Annotated in this window: 25 protein-coding genes; 7 read left to right on the forward strand and 18 right to left on the reverse strand. The window is 73.0% G+C overall.

What is annotated here, in order from left to right; translation table 11 throughout:
* Window positions 1–554, reverse strand: a 554-nt coding sequence (locus tag ACFVZW_RS31710; RefSeq protein WP_384528625.1) for a GNAT family N-acetyltransferase, incomplete at its 3' end; no start/stop codon positions are given.
* Between the two features lie 52 nt (window positions 555–606).
* On the opposite strand from ACFVZW_RS31710, the gene ACFVZW_RS31715 reads away from it, so the two are divergent.
* Entirely contained in the window at window positions 607–939 is a 333-nt protein-coding gene (locus ACFVZW_RS31715) for a 5-carboxymethyl-2-hydroxymuconate Delta-isomerase (protein WP_384528627.1), read from the forward strand.
* A 51-nt stretch (window positions 940–990) separates the two neighbouring features.
* On the opposite strand, the gene ACFVZW_RS31720 is transcribed toward ACFVZW_RS31715, so the two are convergent.
* On the reverse strand, window positions 991–1,704 hold the full coding sequence (locus ACFVZW_RS31720) for a TetR/AcrR family transcriptional regulator (RefSeq protein WP_383559897.1): 714 nt from the start codon (window positions 1,702–1,704) through the stop codon (window positions 991–993).
* Window positions 1,705–1,742: 38 nt separating this feature from the next.
* Here ACFVZW_RS31720 and ACFVZW_RS31725 point away from each other — a divergent pair, with 38 nt between their 5' ends.
* A complete protein-coding gene (locus ACFVZW_RS31725; protein ID WP_384528630.1) occupies window positions 1,743–2,009 on the forward strand; it encodes a hypothetical protein in 267 nt (88 codons plus the stop codon).
* 60 nt (window positions 2,010–2,069) lie between these two features.
* Here ACFVZW_RS31725 and ACFVZW_RS31730 read toward each other — a convergent pair whose 3' ends face one another.
* The 6 genes from ACFVZW_RS31730 to ACFVZW_RS31755 form a co-directional block, all read right to left on the reverse strand.
* Complete coding sequence (locus ACFVZW_RS31730; RefSeq protein ID WP_384528690.1) at window positions 2,070–3,167, reverse strand: PDR/VanB family oxidoreductase; 1,098 nt, start codon at window positions 3,165–3,167, stop codon at window positions 2,070–2,072.
* A complete protein-coding gene (locus ACFVZW_RS31735) occupies window positions 3,164–4,048 on the reverse strand; it encodes a metal-dependent hydrolase (RefSeq protein ID WP_384528633.1) in 885 nt (294 codons plus the stop codon). The genes ACFVZW_RS31730 and ACFVZW_RS31735 overlap by 4 nt, the downstream gene beginning before the upstream one ends.
* Before the next feature lie 109 nt (window positions 4,049–4,157).
* Entirely contained in the window at window positions 4,158–6,083 is a 1,926-nt protein-coding gene (locus ACFVZW_RS31740; protein ID WP_384528635.1) for a hypothetical protein, read from the reverse strand.
* A 42-nt stretch (window positions 6,084–6,125) separates the two neighbouring features.
* Window positions 6,126–6,494, reverse strand: a complete 369-nt coding sequence (locus ACFVZW_RS31745) for a MerR family transcriptional regulator (protein WP_384528638.1) — start codon at window positions 6,492–6,494, stop codon at window positions 6,126–6,128.
* A gap of 25 nt (window positions 6,495–6,519) precedes the next feature.
* Complete coding sequence (locus ACFVZW_RS31750) at window positions 6,520–7,287, reverse strand: SDR family NAD(P)-dependent oxidoreductase (RefSeq protein ID WP_384528641.1); 768 nt, start codon at window positions 7,285–7,287, stop codon at window positions 6,520–6,522.
* 62 nt (window positions 7,288–7,349) lie between these two features.
* A complete protein-coding gene (locus ACFVZW_RS31755) occupies window positions 7,350–8,150 on the reverse strand; it encodes a tyrosine-protein phosphatase (protein ID WP_384528644.1) in 801 nt (266 codons plus the stop codon).
* A gap of 100 nt (window positions 8,151–8,250) precedes the next feature.
* On the opposite strand from ACFVZW_RS31755, the gene ACFVZW_RS31760 reads away from it, so the two are divergent.
* Window positions 8,251–8,658, forward strand: a complete 408-nt coding sequence (locus ACFVZW_RS31760) for a hypothetical protein (protein WP_383559906.1) — start codon at window positions 8,251–8,253, stop codon at window positions 8,656–8,658.
* A gap of 79 nt (window positions 8,659–8,737) precedes the next feature.
* On the opposite strand, the gene ACFVZW_RS31765 is transcribed toward ACFVZW_RS31760, so the two are convergent.
* The gene (locus tag ACFVZW_RS31765; RefSeq protein WP_384528648.1) at window positions 8,738–10,144 is read right to left on the reverse strand and encodes a DUF1996 domain-containing protein; all 1,407 of its coding nucleotides are present in this window, start codon (window positions 10,142–10,144) and stop codon (window positions 8,738–8,740) included.
* Window positions 10,145–10,239: 95 nt separating this feature from the next.
* The gene (locus tag ACFVZW_RS31770) at window positions 10,240–11,235 is read right to left on the reverse strand and encodes an NAD-dependent epimerase/dehydratase family protein (protein ID WP_384528651.1); all 996 of its coding nucleotides are present in this window, start codon (window positions 11,233–11,235) and stop codon (window positions 10,240–10,242) included.
* 219 nt (window positions 11,236–11,454) lie between these two features.
* Between ACFVZW_RS31770 and ACFVZW_RS31775 the strand changes: the two genes are divergently transcribed.
* Together ACFVZW_RS31775 and ACFVZW_RS31780 are read left to right on the forward strand one after the other, a co-directional pair.
* Window positions 11,455–12,012: a hypothetical protein gene (locus ACFVZW_RS31775; RefSeq protein ID WP_384528654.1), complete on the forward strand. Its 558-nt coding sequence runs from the start codon at window positions 11,455–11,457 to the stop codon at window positions 12,010–12,012.
* 46 nt (window positions 12,013–12,058) lie between these two features.
* On the forward strand, window positions 12,059–13,474 hold the full coding sequence (locus ACFVZW_RS31780) for a PepSY-associated TM helix domain-containing protein (RefSeq protein ID WP_384528657.1): 1,416 nt from the start codon (window positions 12,059–12,061) through the stop codon (window positions 13,472–13,474).
* Here the strand turns inward: ACFVZW_RS31780 and ACFVZW_RS31785 are convergent, their stop codons facing one another.
* The 4 genes from ACFVZW_RS31785 to ACFVZW_RS31800 form a co-directional block, all read right to left on the reverse strand.
* Entirely contained in the window at window positions 13,475–14,008 is a 534-nt protein-coding gene (locus ACFVZW_RS31785; protein ID WP_384528660.1) for a winged helix-turn-helix domain-containing protein, read from the reverse strand. It abuts the gene before it with no gap.
* 350 nt (window positions 14,009–14,358) lie between these two features.
* Entirely contained in the window at window positions 14,359–15,390 is a 1,032-nt protein-coding gene (gene glnII / locus ACFVZW_RS31790) for a glutamine synthetase (RefSeq protein WP_384528663.1), read from the reverse strand.
* 135 nt (window positions 15,391–15,525) lie between these two features.
* Window positions 15,526–16,680, reverse strand: a complete 1,155-nt coding sequence (locus ACFVZW_RS31795) for a hypothetical protein (protein ID WP_384528666.1) — start codon at window positions 16,678–16,680, stop codon at window positions 15,526–15,528.
* Entirely contained in the window at window positions 16,677–18,104 is a 1,428-nt protein-coding gene (locus ACFVZW_RS31800; protein ID WP_384528669.1) for a hypothetical protein, read from the reverse strand. Before ACFVZW_RS31800 ends, ACFVZW_RS31795 begins: the two co-directional genes overlap by 4 nt.
* 193 nt (window positions 18,105–18,297) lie before the next feature.
* On the opposite strand from ACFVZW_RS31800, the gene ACFVZW_RS31805 reads away from it, so the two are divergent.
* Window positions 18,298–19,215, forward strand: coding sequence for a Gfo/Idh/MocA family protein (locus ACFVZW_RS31805; protein WP_384528672.1), 918 nt, complete (start codon window positions 18,298–18,300; stop codon window positions 19,213–19,215).
* 162 nt (window positions 19,216–19,377) lie between these two features.
* On the opposite strand, the gene ACFVZW_RS31810 is transcribed toward ACFVZW_RS31805, so the two are convergent.
* The 4 genes from ACFVZW_RS31810 to ACFVZW_RS31825 all read right to left on the reverse strand — a co-directional run bounded on the left by ACFVZW_RS31810 (window position 19,378) and on the right by ACFVZW_RS31825 (window position 22,174).
* Window positions 19,378–20,013: a hypothetical protein gene (locus tag ACFVZW_RS31810; protein WP_384528674.1), complete on the reverse strand. Its 636-nt coding sequence runs from the start codon at window positions 20,011–20,013 to the stop codon at window positions 19,378–19,380.
* A 65-nt stretch (window positions 20,014–20,078) separates the two neighbouring features.
* The gene (locus ACFVZW_RS31815; protein ID WP_384528677.1) at window positions 20,079–21,512 is read right to left on the reverse strand and encodes a PLP-dependent aminotransferase family protein; all 1,434 of its coding nucleotides are present in this window, start codon (window positions 21,510–21,512) and stop codon (window positions 20,079–20,081) included.
* Window positions 21,513–21,620: 108 nt separating this feature from the next.
* Window positions 21,621–21,788, reverse strand: coding sequence for a hypothetical protein (locus ACFVZW_RS31820; RefSeq protein WP_384528680.1), 168 nt, complete (start codon window positions 21,786–21,788; stop codon window positions 21,621–21,623).
* A 26-nt stretch (window positions 21,789–21,814) separates the two neighbouring features.
* Window positions 21,815–22,174, reverse strand: a complete 360-nt coding sequence (locus ACFVZW_RS31825; protein ID WP_384528683.1) for an arsenate reductase family protein — start codon at window positions 22,172–22,174, stop codon at window positions 21,815–21,817.
* Window positions 22,175–22,322: 148 nt separating this feature from the next.
* On the opposite strand from ACFVZW_RS31825, the gene ACFVZW_RS31830 reads away from it, so the two are divergent.
* Complete coding sequence (locus ACFVZW_RS31830; protein WP_383559931.1) at window positions 22,323–22,598, forward strand: hypothetical protein; 276 nt, start codon at window positions 22,323–22,325, stop codon at window positions 22,596–22,598.
* The last annotated feature ends 141 nt before the right edge of the window (window positions 22,599–22,739 follow it).

Consider the following 22,739-nt stretch of genomic DNA (forward strand, 5'->3'; position numbering starts at 1 on the left):
TCACCCCCTCCCCCCGCCAACCGCGATGTAACTGGGTCTGGGGGGCTCGGTGTGGTGTATAAGAGGACCACTCCGTACCGCGTGCCGTCGGCGGCGAGCTTTCCCGGCTCCTCGCCGACGGCCGTGTACCCCGCGGCCTCGTAGTACGTCCGCAGTCGCGGATTGGACGACACACAGTCCAGCCGGGCCACCGCCCTGCCACCGGCCGCGATCCGCCGCTCCGCGTGGGCGAGGAGCGCCCGGCCCGCCCCGGCGGGGGCGGACTCCCGGTCGGTCATCAGCCGGTGGACATAGCCCGCGACCGGCGGCTGCGGGCCCCATGCCTGCACGTCGTCCCACCACAGCTCGTACGCGCCGAACGGCCGGCCCCCGGCCGACGCCAGCCACACCTCGCCGCCGGCGATCCGCGCCCGGAAGTGCTCCGCGCTCTTGTCGCCCGGCTTCCACTGGTCGATCCCGCACCGCACCATCCACCGCGCCACCCCGTCGAACATCCCCACCAGAAGGTCGAGATCGCGGTCGTCCGCCTGCCGGAAGGTCACTTGTGCGCTCATGGCGATCACCGTAAGGGTGGGGCCAGACATCCGTTCAACCGGGAGGGACCCCATGCCGCAGATCACCGTGGACTACTCCGCGCCGCTCGACCGGCGCGGCTTCGCGCTCGCGCTGCACCCGCTCGTCGTGGAGACCGTCGACACCCGGATCGACGCCTGCAAGACCCGCTTCCGCGAGGTCGAGGAGTGCGTCATCGGGGACGGCTCGACGAACGACGTCGTCGTCCATGTCGACATCGCGCTGCTGGCCGGCCGCACGGACGAGACGAAGGCCCGCCTCGCGGAGGCCGTGGTCGCGCTGCTGCCCGCGTACCTCAAGGAGCCGGAGGGCGTCCATGTCTCCGCCGAGGTACGGGACCTCGAACCCTCCTACCGCAAGTCCTGACGGCAGCGGTCGTCCACGCCGGTCGACCACGGCCGTCGACCCTTCGGTCGACTACGCCGGGCGCTGCGCGGGCACCCGCGGTGCCAGGGCCGCGAGCCGGTCCACCAGGTCGCCGAACGGCCCGTCGGACGGCTCGTCGGCGAGGATCCGGACCAGGACGTCCGCCATCTCCTCGTCGTACGCCGCGCTCACCGCCGCCAGCGCCGCGAAGTCGTGCACCAGCTGCAGCTCCAGCTCGGCCCGCGGCACGCGGCGTCCGTCCAGCCAGATCAGCGCCGTCGACTCGGCCAGCGACACCCAGGAGCGGACGACCAGTTCGAGCCGGGCGGAGGGCTGCTCGACGTCCAGATGGGCCAGGATCTGCTCGTAGGCCGCCTGCCGCACCTCGTCGATCATCGCGTTGGTGGTGGAGGAGCCCACCGCGGGACCGCCCCGCATCAGCGCCGCGAAACCCGGCCCGTGCTCGTCCACGAAGTCGAAGAACCGGCCCATCACCCGCAGCAGGCGCGCGCCCAGCGGGCCCTGCGGCGGCTCCAGGAAGCGGGCGGCCAGCTCGTCGGCCGCCCGCCGCAGCGCCGCCTCGTACAGACTCTGCTTGCCGGGGAAGTAGTGGTAGACCAACGGCCGCGAGATTCCCGCGGCCGCGGCGATCTCGTCGATGGAGACCTCGTCGGGAGAGCGGTGGCTGAACAGCTCGAGAGCCACCCCGATCAGCTGCTGTTTGCGCTCCTCGACGCCCATCCTGCGGCGCACCCCGGTCGTCATGCGAACAGCCTAACCGCCGTCCGTTACGCTCCCACGACATGAGCACCTCCGGTTTGAGCCCGAAGCAGGCACGCCAACTGCGGATAGTGGCCGCGTCCGTTCTGCTGGTCGCCATGGCGGCGGTCCTGGTGATCCGGCTCGCGAGCCGCACGTCCGTCCTGGTCGTCGGCGTGTACGGGCTGGCCATGATCCTCTGCGGCGTGGTGATCGAACTCTCCCGCAACGGCCGCACGCGCCTGGGTACCTGGCTCCTGGTGGGCGGCCTCTCCGCCGCGCTCGCCTTCGACTGGCTGATCCTTCCGTAGCGGATGTCCCGCCCGGCCGGACCCTGTTCCGGTCTCGCCGCCGCGCGCTCCCGCTGACCACTAGAGGTCCAGAACCAGCCGTTCTCCGGCGCAGCGCGAGACGCAGATCAGCATCGAGTCGCCGCGCTCCGCGTCGTCGAGGAGCTCGTCGCGGTGGTCGATCTCGCCCTCCAGGACCCGCTGTTGGCAGGTGCCGCAGAAGCCCTGTTCGCAGGAGTACGCGACGCCGGGCATCTCGCTCCGGACCGCGGCCAGCACCGACTGGTCCGCCGCCACCGTCACCGTACGTCCGGAGCGGCGCAGTTCGAGCTCGAAGGCGCCGCCGCCGGTCGTCGCGGCGGAGGAGAAGCGCTCCAGATACGGGGTCCGGCCCGCGGGCATCGCTGCGGTCACCGCGTCCATCAGCCCGTCCGGGCCGCAGCAGTACACCGCCGTCTCCTCGGGGATCCCGGCGAGGAAGCCGAGCGCGGGGCGCCCGGACTCGTCCTCGGCGACCACCGTCACCCTCCCCCAGCCTGCGGCCGGGGGGACCCCCATCTCGCTGCGCTCCCCGCCCAGCTTCTCGATCTCGTCCAGGTACGGCATGGTGGCGCGGCTGCGGCCGCAGTACAGCAGCCGCCAGTCGGCGCCCGCCGCCTCGGCCGCGCGCAGCATCGGCAGCACGGGCGTGATGCCGATGCCTCCCGCCACGAAGACGTACGCGGGGGAGTCGACCAGCGGGAAGCGGTTGCGGGGCCCGCGGATCTCGATCTCCGTGCCCTCGTGGAGCTGTTCGTGCACCTCGCGCGAGCCGCCCCGGCCGTCCTCGATCAGCCGGGTCGCCACCGTGTACGTGTCGGTGTCGGCCGGGTCCCCGCACAGCGAGTACTGGCGCACCAGACCGGAAGGCAGCACCAGGTCGACATGGGCGCCGGGCTGCCAGGCGGGCAGGCCGGTGCCTTCGAGGCGGAGCCGGACCACGCCCTCGGCGGGCTCGGTGCGCTCGGTGACCAGGACCTTCCTGGTGACGGTCGCGAGCCGGCCGCGGCCGGAGACCGGCTCGTCGAGGGCGGGCATCGGCCACAGCGGGGCGGCGTTGATCCGGCGGCGCATGGCGCGCTTGGCGAGGACCGCGGCCCCGGCGATCAGGACGACGGTACGCAGTCGGGGCATGGTCAGCGACCTCCGTTGGCGCCGGGGGAGCCGGCCAGATAGGCGACGGCCTGGGCGGTGTTCCCCTCCTGGGAGGGGTGGTAGGCCCGGCTGAGGTAGCGGGGGATGGCGCGCAACAGGTCCGGGGTGGACGGCAGCACGCCCTCCCGGCCCTTGCGGACGAGCTGGCCGACCGACGCCTTTCCGTCGATGAGCGTGGGGTCGTTCTCCATGAAGAACCGGGTGCCGCGCTGCCAGAGGAAGACCATCGCGGTGAAGGCGGTGGCCCAGGTGCGGGCGCGCCGCCGGTAGCCGCCGTCGAGGTGCATGAACAGCTCGAAGGCGACGGACCGGTGCTCGACCTCCTCGGCGCCGTGCCAGCGCAGCAGGTCCAGCATCGTCGGGTCGGCGCCCCTGCGGTCGAGCTCCTCGGCGTTGAGGACCCAGTTGCCGAGGAAGGCGGTGTAGTGCTCGATGGCGGCGATGAGGGCCACCCGCTCCATCAGCCACCAGCGGCGCGCCCGGCCGGGCGGCAGGGTCCGGTCGCCGAGCAGCTTCTCGAAGAACCAGTCGACCTGGGCGGTGTACGGCGTGGGGTCCAGACCGAGTTTCTTGAGGTGCGGGAGCACGTCGTCGTGCGCCTGGGAGTGCACGGCTTCCTGGCCGATGAAGCCGATGACGTCCGCGCGCAGCCGGTCGTCGGTGATGAAGGGGAGCACCTGCTTGTAGACGTGCACGAACCAGCGTTCGCCGGCCGGGAGCAGCAGGTGCAGCACGTTGATGGTGTGGGTGGTGAACGGGTCGCCGGGAACCCAGTGGAGCGGGGTCTCCTCCCAGTCGAAGGAGACCTTCCGGGCCTTGAGTTCGATGTGCTCCGACGCCACCGGTGCAGGCTGCGTATTAGACATGACGTCAATGTACTGAGGAGTAAGCAGTTGGCAACAGGCCCGTGCATGCGGAATCTTCGGGCCGGGACGGCGACTTGCCGCGCCGCCCTCGCCGCGTGGGCGGCGTCGCCTACCGCAGCGCGCCCACCCTCGTTCCGTCCTCCAGCGTGCCGTTCAGGTCCGCCCGGGTCCCCGCCTTCGCCTTCACCGCGAGGAACCGCCCCTCCGCCTCGCCCTCCACCCCGCCCGTGGTGCGCAGGGACGCGAAGTCCTCGCTGCCGGCGGCCAGGACGTACCACTGCCCGCTCTTGGCCTGCCAGAGCACCCCGGAGAGGACCCGCGGCTCACGCACCCCGCACGCCGGGGACTCCTCGGCCTTCGCCACGACGGCGGCCGTCCCGCCGGGAGCCGGGACCGCGAACTGGGCGAGCACCCTGCTGCCCGTGCCCCGCCAGGTCTCGGCCCGCGTGCACAGCCAGGCCGCCCGGCCCCCGCCCTCCGGCAGCCGCTGCGTGGCGAACTGCCAGGCGTTGACCGCCCGCACGCCGTGCGAGCGGACCGTCGCCAACTGGCAGGCCGCCCGCGCCCACGCGGCCCGGGCCGCCGCCCCCGTCCCGTCCACCGGCGCGGCGGCCGGCGGCCCCGAGGTCAGCCGGGCCGGCACCAGCTCGCCCAGATCGGTCAGCAGCCGCACCCCCGTCGCGTCCCGCACCTGGAGGGTGTTCCACACCGCGCACCCCCGCGCCTGCGCCGGGCTGAGCATCACGCTCGTCACCCCGTGCGCGTCCCGCTCCAGCCGCCAGGGCTCCTTCGAGGGCGCCAGCAGGTCCCGTACCGTCGTCTCCCGTACCCAAGGGGCCGTCAGGTAGCGGACGTTCGCCGTGCTCCGCGAGACGACGAGGGCCGCCGAGCCGACCGCGTCCGCCCCGTCCGTGCGCGCGAAGTCCAGCGCCGACCCGCCCGTCCCCGTACCGACCGCCGGCTCCGCGTACCGCACCGCCCGAAGCCCGTCGTGGAACAGCACCACCCGTGACCCGTCGACCTCCCCCGCGTACAACAGCTGCGACGGACCCATCGGCGGCCCCACCGGTGTCCCGGGCGTCGCCGAGGACCGCACCGAACCGCCGGGCCGCGCCCAGACCGCCAGCGCCCGCCGCAACAGCGCCCGGTCGCCGGTCAGAGCGCCCCGGGCCGGCCACACCGAGAAGTCCGTACGCGCCGAGCTCTGCCAGAAGCCCGCGGGGACCTGCTTCAGCGTCCCCGGGTCGAGCGCCGCCTCGGCCGCCGGATTGCGCGCGTACGACGGCGCCGCGGCACCGATTCGTCCCCAACCGTCCCCCGGCAGACCGAGCAGCGTCCCGCACACCACCACGGCCGCCGCCGCGGCGAGCGCCGCCTTGCCGTGCTGGCGGCGGCGCATCAGATCCGTCGGCCGGGCCTGCAGCGAACACGGATCGAACTCGGGCGAGTCGAGCAGGGCGTACAGCGCCTCGACGCCGTCGGCCTCCTCCAGCGCGGCCCCCGCGTCCTCCCCCGGGACCCCCGCCGCCGCGAGCACCCGCAACACCTCCGGGTCCCCCTGCCGCTCGAGCCCCCGCAGCACGTACACCGCGCGCGCCGGCCCGGACAGCGCGGAGAGCCGCTGGTCCAGGGCCAGTTCGTCGGCGCCGCCGGCACGCGGGAACAGCCGCAGCCCCCACACGTGCGGCAGCAGCGGCGGGAACTGCGCCCGCCGCGGCAGCGCCCTGCGCCTCAGCGGCAGCCCCGCGATCAGCGCCTGCCGCAGCACCTCGCCCCGCACGTACGCGTACCCGGGGTCGACGGCGTCCTCGGCGCGGCGCGTCCCGGGGATGCCGGCACCGGACGTCCGGCGGCGCGGCAGCGACCGCTGGACCAGCGCATGCGCCGTCAGCACCCGACGGTTGCGCCCCAGCGAGGGCGGCAGCACGAGGTACGCGATCCGGACCAGCCGCGGATAGTGCTCCACGAGCGCGGCCTCGGCCTGTTCGACATCGACCGGGCCGAGGGGGGAGGGGGCGAGTTCCTGGGTGCTCACATTCAGCAGAACGAGCGAATCATCCGATGGTCACCCCGGTGGTCAACCCGTTCGGACGGCCTCGCTCCGGATCCCCCGGAGTGCGGATTCCAGCCGGTCGCGGGCCTCGGTCTGGGCGGCGATGCGTTCGTTGAGGACCGCCAGCCGTTCCAGCGCGACCCGCAGGCCCTTGTCCGAAGGGGGTGCGGCAGCCACATCGCCGTCCAGGCACGGCAGGAACACGCGGACGTCGTCCAGGGTGAGCCCGGCGGACAGCAGATGGCGGATGTTGCGGACCCGTACCACCGCCCGCTCGTCGTAGACGCGGTAGCCGTTGGAGGCCCGTTCGGAGGAGATCAGCCCGGCCTGTTCGTAGTGCCGCAGCGCACGAGCCGTCGTCCCGGTCGCCCTGGCCAGCTCACCTATCCGCACCCGTCCACCTCCCGAACCACTCCTATCACGCCACGACCGCTCCTCCGTCGACCGGGAGCACGACCCCGGTGACGAACGACGCCTCCGGTGCGGCAAGCCGGGTGATCGCCCAGGCCACCTCCTCGGGACGGCCGATCCGGCCGAGCGGGGTGTGCGCCAGCTGCCACTCGCGCACCGCGGCCATCCGCTCGGGCGTCAGCCCTTGGTGCTCGCCGATCGGGGTGTCGATCGCGCCGGGGGCGACCGCCGCCACCCGGATCCCGCGGGGTGCCAGTTCGACCGCCCAACTGCGCGTCAGCAGCTCAAGGGCGGTCTTGGTCGCCGCGTACACCGAGCTGCCCGGCCAGGCCCGCTGCCCCACCGACGTAGTGACATTGACGATCACTCCGCCCGACGTCTCCAGCGAAGGCAGCGCGGCCTGCGCCAGCAGGACGGGAGCGACGAGGTTCGTGGCGAGCTGATCGTTGATCAGCTCCGGGCTCAGCGTTCCGAGGGCGCCGCTGCGCACGACGCCGGCGTTGTTGACCAGCACGTCCAATCGGCCATGGGTCGCCAGGACGGTCCGGACGATCCGCTCCGGCTCCCCCTCGGCGGTGATGTCGGCGGGCAGCGGCACGATCCGGTCGTCTCCGTCCGCCGTCTCCTCGAGCGGTTCCCTCCGCCGTCCGATCGCGACCACCCGGGCACCCTCGGCGGCGAAGGCGCGGGCGGTCGCCCGGCCGATGCCGGTGCCGGCTCCGGTGACGACGACGATCCTGCTGTTCTGCGGTGCGGTGCTGTCCATGCCGGTCATCGTGCAACCCTGCCGCCAGCGGCACGGTCAACACCGGCGTGGGTGCGGCCGGCCCCCGGACCTCACGCCTCGTACACCGTCAGCCGCTCGCGGATCACCGCCGTCACCTCGTCCGGGACGCCCAGGCCCTCCCGCACGTACTTCTCCATCGAGCCGTGCCGGACCGCCACCTCGTCCAGCGCCGCCTCCAGGTACTTCGGTACGACCCCGATCAGGGCCAGCGCCAGCTCCGGGTCGCCGCCCTGCGCGGTGAACCCCTCGATCATCGGCGCGAAGGCCTGCCGGACGGCCGGGTTGACCGACAGGTACTCCGCCATGACCGTCTCCTCGTCCGCGCCGAGCAGCGACAGGACGATCGTCGCCGCCCAGCCGGTGCGGTCCTTGCCGGCCGTGCAGTGGAAGAGCAGCGGACCGGTGCGCGGATCGCCCAGCTCACCGAGGAAGGCCCGATAGGACGCGCGCGCCGAATCGGAGCTCACGAAAGCCCGGTAGGTCCGGCGGAAGGCCTCCTGGGCCCGGCCCCCGCCCAGGTACTTGTCGGCCAGCGCCGGGTCCGCCAGGAGCTGCTTCAGCCGGGCGGCGGGCGGCAGACCGCTGGTGGCGAGATGGTCGGCGAGGACGTCCGCGACGAGCAGCCGCGAGCCCGGCGGAAGATGGTCCGGCCGGTCGGCGCGCTCGGTCTCGGTGCGGAAGTCGACGACCGTGCGGATGTCGAGCCCCGCCACCAGGGGTTCGGCGGGGTCGAGCCGGTCGAGCTGGGCGGAGCGGAAGACCCGGCCCGGTCGGACGCTGCGCCCCTCGCCGAGGGGGAGGGAGCCGAGGTCTCGGAGGTTGGCGACGGTGGCGGCGGGGATGGCGGGCATGGCGTCGACTCCTCCATATCGGTACCTATCGCACCAAACCGTAACCGATCGGATTTCGCTTCTCCCGGCGCGACCGGGCGGGCAGGATGGGCGGATGCTGATGCGTACGCGACGAACGGTGGCGGTGGCGGTGCTCGTGATGCTGGCGGGGTGCGCGTCCACGCCCGAAGAGGCGAGCGGGACCTTGGAGCAGATCGCCACGAAGGCGGAGTGCGCGCCGGACGTCCAGACGGACGCGGCCGAGCTGCGCCAGGCGAAGTGCGCGACGGACGACGGGACGTACGTCCTGACCACCTTCGCGACCGACCGGGGCCAGCGCGAGTGGCTCAACCAGGCCAAGGACTACGGCGGTTCGTATCTCGTCGGCCGCAAGTGGACGGTGTCGGGCGACTCGGGGACCGTGGAGAAGGTACGCGAACGGCTCGGCGGTCAGGTCGAGACCACCGAGCCGCACGGGGCGCACACGTCCCAGTCGCCGCACGCGTCACACTCCGCCGGACACCACTAGGGCACGACCGGGGGACGACTAAGGGGGGTGTCCGGCCGATCCGGCCGGACACCCCCTGGAGACCTTCCCCGAGGCAGGCCTAGGCGCAGCGGCGCCCCTCGTTGATGCAGCTCACCACCTTCCGCATCAGCCGGTCGTCGAAGACGTTGATGAAGTCGCCGTGGTCGGTGATCGGCTTGTGCAGCTGCTCGGGGAACGAGTCGACGGCGAAGCCGGGCCCGGGCGGAACGTCGTAGACGATCCGCTGCACCAGCTGGGGGATGGCCCGGAAACCGTTGCCGCAACGCCCGCTCGCCGGGTCCGCGAAGGCCACGTGCGTACGGTGGTTGGCGCTGTCGGTGTTCCGGCCGTCCCAGCAGCTCTGGAACTTGAACGTCCGCACCACCTTGCTGCCCTGCGGACAGATCGGGTACTTGTCCTTCAGCTGCCGGTCCTCGAAGCCGGTGCACGACCACGACGCGTTGGCATTGGCGTCGCCGTTGGTGAACGCCTTGGCGTCTCCGGTGATGATGCGCAGGAACCGCGGCATGGCGGTGACCTTGGAGACCGGGCTGCCGACGAAGTTCAGCGTGACCTGCGCGGGCGTCTGGATCTCGCCGACGTTCTGGTCCTTGCCGCCGCCGTCGGCCTGGGCGTCGTCCTCCGCCTGGCCGTTCTGGAGTCGCAGGACCGGCCAGTAGTACGTGGACCGGTCGCCCTGGTTGCGGCAGGTGGTCCGGCCCCTGGCCAGGTCGTCGTCACTGGCGAAGGCGTCGTTGGCCTGGTTGCCGACGTAGTCGTGCATGTGGTGGGCGCCGTTGCTCACACCCGGCGCGACGATGACGTTGTCCGGGTTGAACTTGCCGTTCTCGTTGCGCCCGCAGTTGGTGGCGAACGTGCCGCGCGAGGCGCCGCGGCGCTGCTGGGGCCGCTTCACGTTCGGCTGCACGGACTGGATGTCGACGAAGTCGGAGGCCTCGGGACCGTTCCCGGACTGCCCCTCCGGCTCCTCCCCGTCACCGTCGTCGCCGCCGTCACCCTGGCCGGCGCCGTTGTCGCCACCGTCGTCGTCGGCGCGCAGCGTGCAGGGCGCCATGCCGTCCAGCTGCTTGCCGGTCAACTGCGCGATCCGCTGAAGGATGTTCAGCCGCTCGTTCTTGAGGGGGGTGAGGATCTGCTGCTCGGCGAAGGCGGGATCGCTCTCCACCCGCTCCCTGTTGTCGGCGAAGCGCTGGTACGCGACGGTGATCTGACTGTCCAGCGTGGCGAGTTCGCGGTCCACCGAGGCCCGTGCGGAGTCCGGTACCTCGGTCAACTCCTGGGCGACATCGGGACAGTCGATCGTCGAGACCGCGTTCTGCCGGTCCGGCGGCGGCGGATCGCCCCAGCCTTGGCCGGCCGAGGCATACACATTGGCGGCGATCAGGCCGCCCCCGCCCAGGATCAGGGCGACGGAGGCGGCCACCGCTCGTTTCGCGCGTGTCGAACGTTTTCTTGTGCGTCGCATGGGACTTCATACGGACGGCAGGGCCCATGCGTTCAACGGAGCCGATACGGACATCAGTCCGAGCGCCCCAGCCCGAGCGCGTCAGTCCGAGCGCGTCAGTCCGCGAGGAGCGCCGCCTCCCGCTCCGGGTCGAGGCCCACCTGCGGCCGGTCCGGGCGCTGCGGTGCCGACCCGCCGATCGACCGCAGCCAGGCCCAGGTGTCCTCGACCGTCTCGGTCACCGGGCGGCAGCGCAGCCCCGTCGCGAGCGCCTTGGAGACGTCGGCGGTGTGCATCGCGTCGTACGTCTCGCCCGGCGGAATCCACACCGGCAGATCGGACCAGGGCTCGACCCCGGCCTCGAGCAGCTTCTCCGGGTCGGTCCAGCGCAGTTCGGCGTCCGAGCCGGTCGCCCGCACACAGGCGTCGAGCAGCTCGCCCGTCGTCGTGTGCCCGGGCGCCGAGACCAGGTTGTACGGACCCGAGAGCCCGGCCTGGGCCGCGTCGAGCGTCCACTCGGCCAGATCACGGGCGTCGATGTACTGGAGCGGCAGCTCGCGCGGTCCCGGCGCGAGGACCGGGCCGCCCCGGGCGATCCGGCCCAGCCACCACGGCAGCCGGCCGATGTTCTCGTACGGACCGATGATCAGGCCCGCGCGGACGAGGAGGGAACGGTCCGCACCGAAGGCGTCGACCGCCGCCAGCTCGCCGCCCCGCTTGGCCTCGCCGTACGGCACCTCGCCGGCGTCCGGCGAGCCCTCGACCAGCGGACCGTCCTCGGCCTGACCCGCCGCCGGCGGCCAGGCGTAGACGGAACGGCTCGACACGTAGACGAAGCGGTCCACCCGGTCCCGGAGCAGCCGGGCCGCGTCCCGGACCACCGAGGGCGCCGCGGACCACGTGTCCACGACCACGTCCCAGGAGGACTTCTCGTCTTCGGTCAGGGCGGCCGGCCCGCCCGGGGCGACGCGGTCGCCGATCAACGAGACGGCCCCCGCCGGCGGCTCGTGCCGGCCACGGTGGAAGACCGTCACCTCCCAGCCGCGCGCGAGCGCGGCCTCGGCGACGGCGCGCCCCACGAACTCGGTACCACCCAAGATCAAAAGTCTCATGCCACGACTGTGCATCGCAGGACGGAGCAACGCCCAGCCATTCCTCTACAGGAGAAATACGGGGGCGGGCGAGAGAAATGGGGAGGTGGTCTCCCGCTCCCGGCGACGGGGTGTCACCATGGCCGAATCATGACGGATGCCCGCTCGCCGATACGCGCCCTGCGAGCCGCACTTTTCGCGGCGGTGTGCGTGTCATTGGCAGCCGTGGGGCATTCGTCCATGTCTGCACACGATCTGCCCGCGGGATCGCTGTACACCGCCTTCGCCGTCACGGCGGTCCTCGCCTGGCCGGCCACCGGCCGCAGGCGCGGGACGTACACGATCTCCGGCGGCCTGGTCGCCGTACAGGCGGCACTGCACCTGATCTTCTCCGCGGGCGAGGAGCAGGGCACCACGGACCACACGGCGATGGCCGACCACCCGACCATGGGTCATTCGGCCATGGACCCCACGATGCTTCCGGCGATGGAGACGGCCGCCGGCCACTCCTCCCTCGGCATGATCGCCGCCCACCTCCTCGCCGCCCTGGTCTGCGGACTCTGGCTGGCACGAGGCGAGGCCGCGCTCTTCGCGCTCGCCCGGACCGTCGCGGCGCTCGCCTTCACCCCCCTGCGCCTGCTGCTCGCCGTCGTCCGCGTCCCCGAACACCCGCACCCCGTACGCCCGCGCCCGCACACCCGCCGGCTGCACGGCGTCGTCCTCGCGCACACCCTCTCCCGGCGCGGCCCGCCCCGGCTGTCCGTACCCCGCGCCACAGCCCTCGGAGCACACGTCTGACCCGGGGGCCGATTCCCCCCTGTCGACACCGACTCCTAGGACAGTCATGACCATTGACGATCCCGCGCGCCCGGACACCGCGGCAGCGCCCACCACCCCCGACACGGCAGCGGCGAACAGCGGCGGGAAGGGCACCTGGAGCGCACTGCGCCCCCTCGTCCTGCGCCTGCACTTCTACGCCGGCGTCCTCATCGCCCCCTTCCTGCTGATCGCCGCCGCCAGCGGCCTGCTCTACGCGCTCTCGTTCCAGGCCGAGAAGGTCCTCTACGCGCACGAGCTCGAGGTCCCCGTCGGCGACAAGGTCCTGCCGCTCTCGCAGCAGGTCCACGCCGCCACCAAGGTCAACCCCAACGGCACCGTCACCGCCGTCTGGCCCTCCGCCGAGGACGGCGCCACCACCCGCGTCCTCATGGCCGACCCCGACGTCGAGGAGGGCAAGTCCCTCGCCGTCTTCGTCGACCCGTACACCGCCGAGATACGCGGACAGCTGCCCAGCTACGGCGGCTCCGGTGCCCTCCCGCTGCGCACCTGGATCGACGAACTCCACCGCGATCTGCACCTCGGCGACCTCGGCCGCAACTACAGCGAGCTCGCCGCCAGCTGGCTGTGGGTGATCGCTCTCGGCGGCCTGGCGCTCTGGATCGGCCGCAAGCGCAAGAACCGCCGGTCCCTCGTCGTCCCCGAGCGCGGCCCGAAGTCCCGCCGCCGCACGCTGTCCTGGCACGGCACGGTCGGCCTGTGGGCCGTCACCGGACTGGTCCTGCTCTCCGCCACCGGTCTGACCTGGTCGCGGTACGCGGGCGAGAACATCGGCGCCGTCCAGGACCAGCTCGGCGGCGCCACCCCGACCGTCTCCGCGACCCTCGAAGGCGCGGCGGGCGGCTCCTCGGAGCACGAGGGCCACGGCGGCGGCCACCAGGCCCCGGCCGCCAAGGGCCCGGACGTCGGCATCGACCGGGTCGTCGAGGCCGCCCGCGCGAAGGGCATCGAGGGCAAGACGTCCGTCGTCCTGCCCTCGGAGGGCAAGGGGTACGTCGTCAAGGAGACCGACGCCCAGTTCCCCGTCCACCTGGACTCGGTGGCGGTGAACCCGGCCGACGGGACGGTCATGGACGAGCTCCGGTTCGCCGACTACCCGGTGCTCGCCCAGCTCACCCGCTTCGGCATCGACGCCCACACGGGCGTCTTCCTGGGCCTGTTCAACCAGCTGGCGCTCGCCGCGCTCGCGCTCTCGCTGATCCTGCTGATCCTCTGGGGCTACCGGATGTGGTGGCTCCGCCGCCCCGGCCGCCCGGTCGCGCGCGGCGCCTGGCGGAAGGTCCCGCCGACCATGCTGCTGCCGCTGCTCGCGGTGACCGCCCTCGTGGGCTGGTTCGTCCCGATGCTGGGCATCACCCTGCTGGTGTTCCTGGTGGTCGACCTCGCCCTCGGCCTGGCGGCCAGGGCGAGGTCCCGCGCCTGATCACGGCGTGTACTTGTAGCCGACCCGCCGCACGGTCTGGATCGTGTGGCGGTGCTCGGCGCCCAGCTTGCGGCGCAGCCGGGCGACATGGACGTCGACGGTCCGCCCGTCGCCCACATGCCCGTACCCCCAGACCGTCGTGACCAACTGGTCGCGGGTGTGCACCCGGTGGGGGTGGGCGACGAGGTGGGCGAGCAGTTCGAACTCGAGGTACGTGAGGTCCAGCGGCTGCCCGTCCACGACGGCGATCCGCTGCGCGCTGTCGATGGCCACCGGCCCCTGCTCCTCGGCCACCGGGCCGGGGGCCGGCGCCTCCTGGTCGACGGGCAGCAGCACCAGGTACCCGACCATCGGCGGCCGCCCGGGGAGTGTGGGCAGCGCGTTCGGGGGCGCGGGAAGCAGCGTGGCGCCCGGCGGCAGGAAGTCCGCGACCCGGGAGAGGTCGACGACCTCGTCGGGATCGACGGCACGGAGCCGGGGCCGGAGGGGACGGACGGCGGTCAGGGAAGCGGTACCGGTCTGGGTGTGGGCCATGAGGGCTCAGCTCTTTCGCGCGAAGGAACGAACGGACGGGTGTCGTACGTCATGCGCGTCGGCCGAAGGCCGCGGACCGGACGGGGCCGGTCGGGCGTTAGGGGGTCGACGCGTTCCTCACGCGCCGACAGCACCGGTCGAAGTCGTGGTGCTGCCGGGAAGGCCAGAACGGCTCGAGGTCGAGGCGACCCGTCGCGGTGTCGTTCTGCTTGCTGGCCATATCCCTATTGAACCAGAAGGGAATGCCGCCGACGAGCCCCACCCCGGCCAAACCCCCTGTCGTCCTTGCCACATACGAGAAGGGGCGCCCACCGTGAACGGTGGGCGCCCCTTCGGGAAGCGGGTGCGGATCAGACCTGGCCGGCCTTCTCCAGGGCCTCGCAGCAGGTGTCCACCAGGAGGCGGGTCACCGTGTACGGGTCCACGTTCGCGTTCGGGCGACGGTCCTCGATGTAGCCCTTCTGGTCCTGCTCGACCTGCCACGGGATACGGACCGAGGCGCCGCGGTCCGAGACGCCGTAGGAGTACTTGTCCCACGGGGCGGTCTCGTGCAGACCGGTCAGGCGGTCGTCGATGCCGGCGCCGTAGTTCTTGACGTGGTCGAGCGGCTTCGAGCCCTCGCCCAGCGACTCGCACGCGGTGATGATCGCGTCGTAGCCCTCGCGCATCGCCTTCGTGGAGAAGTTGGTGTGCGCGCCCGCGCCGTTCCAGTCGCCCTTCACCGGCTTCGGGTCCAGCGTCGCCGAGACGTTGAAGTCCTCGGCCGTGCGGTAGAGCAGCCAGCGGGCCACCCACAGCTGGTCCGCGACGTCCAGCGGCGCCAGCGGGCCGACCTGGAACTCCCACTGGCCCGGCATGACCTCGGCGTTGATGCCGGAGATGCCCAGGCCCGCCTTCAGGCAGTTCTCCAGGTGCGCCTCGACGACGTCACGGCCGAAGATCTCGTCGGCGCCGACACCGCAGTAGTAGCCGCCCTGCGGGGCCGGGAAGCCGCCGACCGGGAAGCCGAGCGGGCGCTCGCCGTCGAAGAAGGTGTACTCCTGCTCGATGCCGAAGATCGGCTCCTGAGCGGCGTACTTCGCGTAGACCTCGGCCAGCGCGGCGCGCGTGTTGGACTCGTGCGGCGTCATGTCCGTGTTGAGGACCTCGCACATCACCAGGATGTCGGCACCGCCGCGGATCGGGTCCGGGCAGACGAAGACCGGCTTGAGGACACGGTCCGAGGCGTGGCCCTTGGCCTGGTTCGTGCTGGATCCGTCGAAGCCCCAGATCGGCAGCTCCTCCAGGGTGGCGCCCGTGCCCGGCAGAATCTTCGTCTTCGAGCGAAGCTTCGCGGTCGGCTCGGTGCCGTCGATCCAGATGTACTCAGCCTTGAAGGTCACGGGGCCTCATCCTTTGGCGTGCTGCTGCGGGGTTTGCTGCGGCTCGCGACGCTGCGAGAGCTGCGTTGTGTGTCTGCGCGCAGCTTCGCAACACGGGATTTCCCGCCCGTTGCTCGTTTGTGAACCCCGTGTTACTCAGCCTTCCTGCTTTTCGCGGAGTCGCTGTGCGACCACGTGGGCGTTGAGCAGTGTGCCGAGGCCGGCGCTTTCGACACGCCGTACGAGTTCGGCAAACGTCGTTCCGAGCGCCTCCGCCGTGCGGCCCAGGTGCCAGTCGTCGTCCGCCAGTCGCCGGAGCAGATGGCCCCGTCTGATCTGGTTCTCGGAGAGCCGGAAGGTCTTCAGATACAGGGTCCGGCCCTTGCGGTCGGCGATCAGCTCGCCGATGTGCTGTTCCTGGCCCGCCCGCTGGAACGGCGGGAGGAAGCGGTACAGATCATAGGAATCCATCCGGTACACCCGCTCGAAGGCGTACGAGGTCCCCAGCAGGTCCCGTGCCATCAGACCGTCGTGCGCCTCGGCCCAGGACCGCTCCTGCGCCCGGGCCGCCGCCCGCAGATCCGCGAGGGTGCGGACGGAACCGGCCCCGTCCCGGATGCGCGCCGTGAACTCCGGCACCGGGGCGCCGTAGAACGCGTACTGGTGGACCAGCTCCCCGTACAGGTCCTCGACCAGCGTCGGGTGGAGGACGCGGTAGTCCTCCGGGTGGGGTACGACGAACGCGGCGGCCAGCGCGTCGGCGACGTACAGCATCAGACCGCACTGCCCCGGGTGGATCTCGAAGATCCGCAGCGCCTCCGCCAGCCCCGGCACGCTCCACCCGGCGTACGCCGCCTCGGCCCGCGGCGACAGCCCCTGCCGTACCGCCTGCCGGGACCACTCGTCCCAGACGACGGACGGCCCGCCGAAGTGGAGCGCCAGATAGCCCTCCAGGGCGAGGTGCAGAGGGAGGAAACGCAGCCGCTTCTCCGCCCGCCCGTTCCCGTGCCGGCGCTTGGCGAGCCGGTGGTGGCGGCGCACGGGAACGGCCCGCGGCTCGTCGTCCCCCAGCCGGGTCCCGTACGTCGCCGACTCGGCGCCGTCCCCGGACCAGTCCGCGACGAAGCCGTGCGGGATGTACGAGGTGTACGTCGTACGGTCCCCCAGGCCGACCGAGCCGCCGCTCCCGTACACCTCACGGTGGAGCCGCAGCCCCTCCACCGGCTCGGCCCTGACGAGCGGGACCAGCCGGACACCGCCCCAGACCTGCGCGGGGCGGACCTCCAGACCGGTGAGATCGAGCCGCGTCATCGAGGCGCCCCCGTCAGGAACAGCTCCACCCTCCGGTCCAGATAGGCCAGAAGCTCCGCCAGCCCCGTCCGCCCCTCGGCGAACTGTGCGATCTCCACCAGCGCCGCCAGGTCCTCCGCGTCCCGGATCCCGGCGGTCGGCACGCTCGGCGCCAGTCGGCGCACGTCGAAACCGCCCGCGTCGTATACGGGGTTCACATGGACGGCGCTCGTCCGGCGCTCCGGGTCGAGCCGGGTCCGCCAGACGCGCAGCACCTCGCCCGCGAGCCCCGGCGGCGCGTTGTCCCAGCCGTCCGAGACGATCACCAGCCGGTCGGGGGCCGGGCCCTCCAGGGCGTCGAGGATCCTCGCCCCCAGCGGAGTCGGCCCCCACGGCCGCACGAGCAGCGGATCGGTCGCCCCCGAGGTCCAGTGCGCGGAGTACGCCCCCGGTGCCGCCAGTGCTTCGAGGAGGACATGGCAGCCCAGGGCGACCGCCAGCGGTCGGCGCCGCTTCACGGCCGAGCCGGAGGCGGAGTAGCTGTCGTCGAGGACCGCCGCGACCCGTCCCCAGGTCCCGGCGTGCGGCCCGGCGACGCGGTCCGCGGCCGCCCGCAGCGCGGCCGTCAGCTCTGCGCGCCGCGCCACCCTCTCCCCGAAGGGGAGGGAGAGGACGTAGAGCGCGAGCCGGGTCAGCGGCATGACGGACAGATCGCCCGCCCGCTCCGTACGCAGCCGCTCCAGGCGAGTCATCCGGGGAGCGATCCGCTCCAGGAAGAGCGCCTGCGGCACGCCGTGCTTCGCGGCGAACCCTTCGGCGACGGTGAACGGCAGCTCGTACAGCGCGCCCTGCTCGTAGTGGGCGCGGCGGTGGGCGTCCAGGAAGGCGTGCTCGTAGCGGACCCGGCGGCCGGGCGCGAAGAGGAAGTCGCCCGGTTCGGCGGCCGCGCCGGGAAAGGGGAGATGGGCGTGGCGGGCGGCGGTCTTCAGTCCGGCGCGGTACTTGACGGCGTCGTGGCCGAGGTCGGCACGGCCCGCGAGCCAGTCGCGGACGATGGCGCGCGTGCGGCGGTTGTTGACCTTGGCGGTGCGCAGCGCGCGGAACAGCCGGTAGACCCGCTGCGGCGGCAGCAGCGCGAGCCGGGCGGCGATCAGCCGCCCCTCGGTCCGCTTCCGGTCCGGCCCGCCGGCCTCGTCGGCGGTGCGCAGCAGCTGCTCGACGATCGTGGCCGCGTTGTGGTCGTTGATGTCGAGCGCGAGCGCGGCGGCGTACACCGGGCGGTAGTTGACGCGGACGTACTCGTGGAGGAAGGCGAGGGACAACCGCTGCTCACCGGCCGAGGAGCGGAACTCCCGCTGTCCGGTGGCGGTGACGGCCGCGTTGACGAAGAGCAGGACGTCCTCGGCGGCGATGAGGTCGGAGAGCGTGTCCGTCGGCGTGGTCATGGTTTCCCTCGCAGTGGCATGGGCGCCGGCCGGGGAATGGGGGAGCGAACAGCGAAAACGTTGCTTCAACGGCAGGTCCCGGAAGTCGCACCGGAGTCCCGCGGCCGGCGGACGAAACGTAACACCGGGGGAGGGGAGGGGTGCCAGTGGATTTGCGGTCCCCGGTGCCGGTGGGGACCGGCAGACTGGGGGCATGACCAAGCACCCGGGTGTGAAGCCCCGCATCGGACTCCTCGGCACCGGCCCCTGGGCCGCCCGCGCCCACGCGCCCGCGCTCGCCGCGCACGACGGCGTCGAGTTCGTCGGGGTATGGGGACGGCGGCCCGAGGCGGCGGCCGAGATCGCCGCCGCGTCCGGGACGACCGCGTACGAGGACGTGGACGCGCTCTTCGCGGCCTGCGACGCCGTCGCGTTCGCCCTGCCCCCGGACGTGCAGGCACCGCTCGCCGTCCGGGCGGCGGCCGCCGGCTGCCATCTGCTCCTGGACAAGCCCGTGGCCACGACGCCTGCGGCGGCCCGCGAGGTGGCCGAGGCGGCGGAGAAGGCCGGGGTCGCGTCGGTGGTCTTCTGCACGCTGCGGTTCGCCGAGCCGACGGCGCGGTGGATCGACGAACAGGCGGCGGCCGGCGGCTGGTTCCTGGGCGAGGCGCACTGGCTGGGATCGCTGTACGGCCCGGGATCCCGGAGCGCGTACGCGGACTCGCCGTGGCGGCGCGAGAAGGGCGGCCTCTGGGACGTCGGCCCGCATGTGCTCTCCGTGTACCTGCCGGTGCTCGGCGACGTCACCGAGGTGACGGCGGTGCGGGGCCCGGCGGACACCCGACACCTGGTCCTGCGCCACACCTCGGGCGCGAGCAGCACGGCGACGCTGACGCTCTCCGCCCCGCCGGAGGCGGCGGAGGCCGCGCTCACCCTGTACGGAGAGCGCGGCCGGGCGGCGCTGCCGGCGTGGGACGGCGCGCTGGGCGCGTTCGCCGGGGCGGTGGACGCGCTCGTCGAATCGGCCCGGACGGGGGTACCGCACGGCTGCGACGCCCGATTCGGGGTGCGGCTCACCGAGATCCTGACCCTGGCGGAGGCGGCGGCGGGCCCCGAGGGACCCACCGCCTGAGGCATGACGCCGGGCGCCGGGGGCCCACCGCGTGGCGCCCGACGTCAGGCGCCGGGGTGCCCATCGCCCAGGGCCCGATGCGGCCCGAGGGACCCACCGCCCGCGGGGCCCGACGCCGGGCGCCGGCGCCTCCACCGCCTCACGCCGTGCCGTCGGTCGTCGTCAGCCGACGCGCTCGATCCGGGCCTTGCGGATCAGGAACTTTCCGGGCTCGCGGACCTGCTCGAAGGCCGCGTTGTTGAGGAGTACGCAGCTGCCGGAGACGGAGGTGACCTCGACCGTGGTCGACTGCGCGTTGTCGAGGTTGGTCACCTTGAGGCGGGTGCCGAGCGGGAACTGGTTGCTGGACGCGGCCGGGGCACCGCCCTCGCCGGAGAGCGTCACGGTGGAGCCGGCGCAGACGACGTCCCCGGAGCCGGTGTCCCCGGCCCCGCCTCCGGCGGGCGGCGCCGTCGTGGCGGGCGGCGCGGTCTGCGCGGGTGGGGCGGCCGGCGGGGCGGCCGACGCTGGCGGGGCCGCCTCGGCGCCGCCCCCGCACCCCGAGGCCGCCTGCTTGCGCCGGATCTCGGCGATCACCGCCTCCCGGTTGGCGATCCGCGCCTGCGACAGCGCGTCCGGGTTGGCACGCTGGTCCGCGATGAACCGCTCGTTGTTCGCGAGCGCCGTGGCCAGGCCGTCGCAGGCCACGGACGCCTGACTCGTACCGGCCACGACCACCGCCGTACCCCCGGCGAGCACGAGGGCACCTGCCAACAGCGCGATCTTCTTCTTCCGGCTGAGCGTTTTCCTGCGTGACACGTGAGGCTCCGTTCGTTTCCTGTCGGTTCCTGTGGCGTCAGATACGAGGAGCCCGCCGCTTCTGCTCAACGCAGTGCGGAATCAAGGGCGTTGCACAAGGCATCGAGTGCCCCGCCGTACAGCCGCTCGGGCGGCGTCGCATACCCCACGACCAGCCCTTCCCGCCGCTCCGGCCCCTCCCGCCCGTCCTCGCGTACGGGATCAGCCGTGTCCGGATGCTGGTACCCGCTCAGCCCCTCCACCGCGACCCCGTGCCGCTCCGCCGCCGCGAGCGCCGCGCGCTCCGTCCCCGGCGGAAGCTCCACCACCGCGTGCAGCCCGGCCGCGATCCCCGTCACCCGTACCTCCGGCACCCGCTCGGCGAGGACGGCCACCAGCCGGTCGCGGCGCTCGCGATGGCGACGGCGCATCCGCCGCACGTGCCGGTCGTACGCACCCGAGGCGAGGAAGTCGGCGAGGGTGAGCTGCTCCGTGGCGGAGGAGTACGGCTCGCGCTCGCCCTTCGCCGCCACCACACCGTCCACCAGTCCGCCCGGCAGCACCATCCAGCCGATCCGGAGCGTGGGGGAGAGGCTCTTGCTGACGGAGCCGATGAGGGCCACCCGGTCCGGGTCGAGGCCCTGGAGGGCGCCGACGGGCCGGCGGTCGTAGCGGAACTCCCCGTCGTAGTCGTCCTCCAGGACGAGCCCGCCGGTCGTCCGAGCCCAGTCCACGGCTGCCGCGCGGCGCTCGGGATGCAGCGGCCCGCCCGTCGGGAACTGATGCGCGGGCGTGAGCAGGACGGCACCCGTGCCGCGCGGGATCTCGCCGACGTGGGCCCCGTCCTCGTCGACGTCCACCGGCACGGTACGGACCCCGGCCTCGGCGAGCAGCCCCCGGTGGAAGGGGAGCCCGTACGCCTCCACCGCCCATCGGCGGCCGCCGACGACCCGGGAGAGGAGCCGCAGCGCGTGGGCCGCGCCCGAGCAGATGACGATCCGGTCCGGGCCCGTCCGCACCCCGCGCACCCGCGCCAGATACGCGGCGAGCTCCCTGCGCAGCTCCATCCGTCCCCGCGGATCGCCGATGCCGAAGGCGTCGTTCGGCGCGGCCGTCAGCGCCCGCCGCGCCGAGGCGAGCCAGGCGGTACGGGGGAAGGCCGCGGGGTCCGGCTTGCCCTGGACCAGGTCGTACGGGAGCGCTCGTACCGTCTCCTTCCGCGCTCCCTCCGGCTCCGGCGCCGCGGCGCGTTCGGCGACGCGCGTCCCTGATCCCTGCCGCGAGGACAGCCACCCCTCGGCGACCAGCTCCGCGTACGCGTCGGCGACGGTGTTGCGGGCGACCCCCAGATCGGCGGCGAGCGACCGGTAGGGCGGCAGGCGCGTCCCCGCGGCCAGCCGCCCGCTCCGTACCGCCTCGCGCAACGCCCGGATCAGCACGGCCCGCCGGCTGCCGGCCCCGGTCAGCTCCAGATGCAGATCGACCCCGAGAACCTCGGCGACCTCGCTCCCGTCACTCAAGAGCCCACTCCGGCGACGTCCAGGACGGCGGCCATGTCGCCCTCGGGGAGCGCCGGGTCGGCGGCGACTCCGCTCGGAGCCGATGAGTACACGGCGACCATGAATTCCCTACCCCTGTGTCGTTCCGGGCCCGTCGGTGGTGGACGTGATCTCCCGTACGCCGGTCTCCCGCACGCCGGTCAGAAACCGCCGCACGGTATCCGCCTCGTCCTCGTCGAAGGCGTCCAGCAGCGCGACCGTCCGGTCGACCACCCGCCCGAAGGACGCCCCTCGCACGGCGCCAGGCGGCAACCCTGACGACGTCAGCGCGACATCGCGTCCCGCACCGCCTCCTCCGTCCGCCCCACCACGGCCGTGCCGTCCTCCGCCGTGATGATCGGCCGCTGGATGAGCTTGGGGTGCGTGGCGAGCGCCTCCACCCACCGGTCCCGGTTCGCCTCGTCCCGGGGCCAGTCCTTCAGGCCCAGCTCCTTGGCATCGGCCTCCCCGGTCCGCGTGATGTCCCACGGTTCGAGACCGAGCCGCTCCAGGACGGCGCGGATCTCGTCCGGGTTCGGCACGTCCTCCAGGTAGCGGCGCACGGTGTACTCGGCGCCCTCCGCGTCGAGCAGACTGATCGCACTGCGGCACTTGGAACAGGCGGGATTGATCCAGATCTCCATGCGCCACACGGTACCCCCTCCGCCCCGCTCCACCACCCCCCAAACCCTGTCTGGCCAGGGGCGATTGTCAGTGGGGGCGCCTAAAATAGGGGGTGAAGGTGAGGGTCCCGGGGAGGGCCCGCACCCAGTTTTCGCCAGGAGGTCGCCCATGGCTCTCGCCGTGATCCGGACACCGTCCCTCGAACCCTGGAAGCCCCTCCAGAAGAGGCCGCTCCCCGCGGGCCGCCCCCGCGAGTGGTACATCGCTCACAACCGCCGACTGAAGGCCATGCGCCTCGCGATCGTCCTGCTCGACGCGGGTGTCCACGACCCCGCGAAGGCCGGCAACGCGAAGATACGCACCACGGCCGAACTGCTCGGCATCCACCCGCCGTCCGACACCACCTGCCGCATGGTCCGCGCCCTGATCCGCTACGGCCGCTGACCCACCCGCGCCACCCTGCCCGGACGGGGGGGGGGCGCCCCCCCCCGGCGCGGGGGGCACCGCCCCCCTGCCCCCCGGGGGGAAGGCCGCAAAAAACATTATCCCGGGGGGCATCGACTCCGAACTCGTCCTCGCCGAGGG

It is taken from the genome of Streptomyces sp. NPDC059567 (genome assembly GCF_042735655.1).
Lineage (GTDB): Bacteria > Actinomycetota > Actinomycetes > Streptomycetales > Streptomycetaceae > Streptomyces.

Coding starts and splice junctions, on each gene's coding strand:
- ACFVZW_RS31715 (WP_384528627.1), top strand. CDS start 607: ATGCCGCAGATCACCGTGGACTACTCCGCGCCGCTCGACCGGCGCGGC.
- ACFVZW_RS31720 (WP_383559897.1), bottom strand. CDS start 1,704: ATGACGACCGGGGTGCGCCGCAGGATGGGCGTCGAGGAGCGCAAACAG.
- ACFVZW_RS31725 (WP_384528630.1), top strand. CDS start 1,743: ATGAGCACCTCCGGTTTGAGCCCGAAGCAGGCACGCCAACTGCGGATA.
- ACFVZW_RS31735 (WP_384528633.1), bottom strand. CDS start 4,048: ATGTCTAATACGCAGCCTGCACCGGTGGCGTCGGAGCACATCGAACTC.
- ACFVZW_RS31750 (WP_384528641.1), bottom strand. CDS start 7,287: ATGACCGGCATGGACAGCACCGCACCGCAGAACAGCAGGATCGTCGTC.
- ACFVZW_RS31755 (WP_384528644.1), bottom strand. CDS start 8,150: ATGCCCGCCATCCCCGCCGCCACCGTCGCCAACCTCCGAGACCTCGGC.
- ACFVZW_RS31760 (WP_383559906.1), top strand. CDS start 8,251: ATGCGTACGCGACGAACGGTGGCGGTGGCGGTGCTCGTGATGCTGGCG.
- ACFVZW_RS31765 (WP_384528648.1), bottom strand. CDS start 10,144: ATGCGACGCACAAGAAAACGTTCGACACGCGCGAAACGAGCGGTGGCC.
- ACFVZW_RS31770 (WP_384528651.1), bottom strand. CDS start 11,235: ATGAGACTTTTGATCTTGGGTGGTACCGAGTTCGTGGGGCGCGCCGTC.
- ACFVZW_RS31775 (WP_384528654.1), top strand. CDS start 11,455: ATGTCTGCACACGATCTGCCCGCGGGATCGCTGTACACCGCCTTCGCC.
- ACFVZW_RS31780 (WP_384528657.1), top strand. CDS start 12,059: ATGACCATTGACGATCCCGCGCGCCCGGACACCGCGGCAGCGCCCACC.
- ACFVZW_RS31785 (WP_384528660.1), bottom strand. CDS start 14,008: ATGGCCCACACCCAGACCGGTACCGCTTCCCTGACCGCCGTCCGTCCC.
- ACFVZW_RS31795 (WP_384528666.1), bottom strand. CDS start 16,680: ATGACGCGGCTCGATCTCACCGGTCTGGAGGTCCGCCCCGCGCAGGTC.
- ACFVZW_RS31800 (WP_384528669.1), bottom strand. CDS start 18,104: ATGACCACGCCGACGGACACGCTCTCCGACCTCATCGCCGCCGAGGAC.
- ACFVZW_RS31805 (WP_384528672.1), top strand. CDS start 18,298: ATGACCAAGCACCCGGGTGTGAAGCCCCGCATCGGACTCCTCGGCACC.
- ACFVZW_RS31825 (WP_384528683.1), bottom strand. CDS start 22,174: ATGGAGATCTGGATCAATCCCGCCTGTTCCAAGTGCCGCAGTGCGATC.
- ACFVZW_RS31830 (WP_383559931.1), top strand. CDS start 22,323: ATGGCTCTCGCCGTGATCCGGACACCGTCCCTCGAACCCTGGAAGCCC.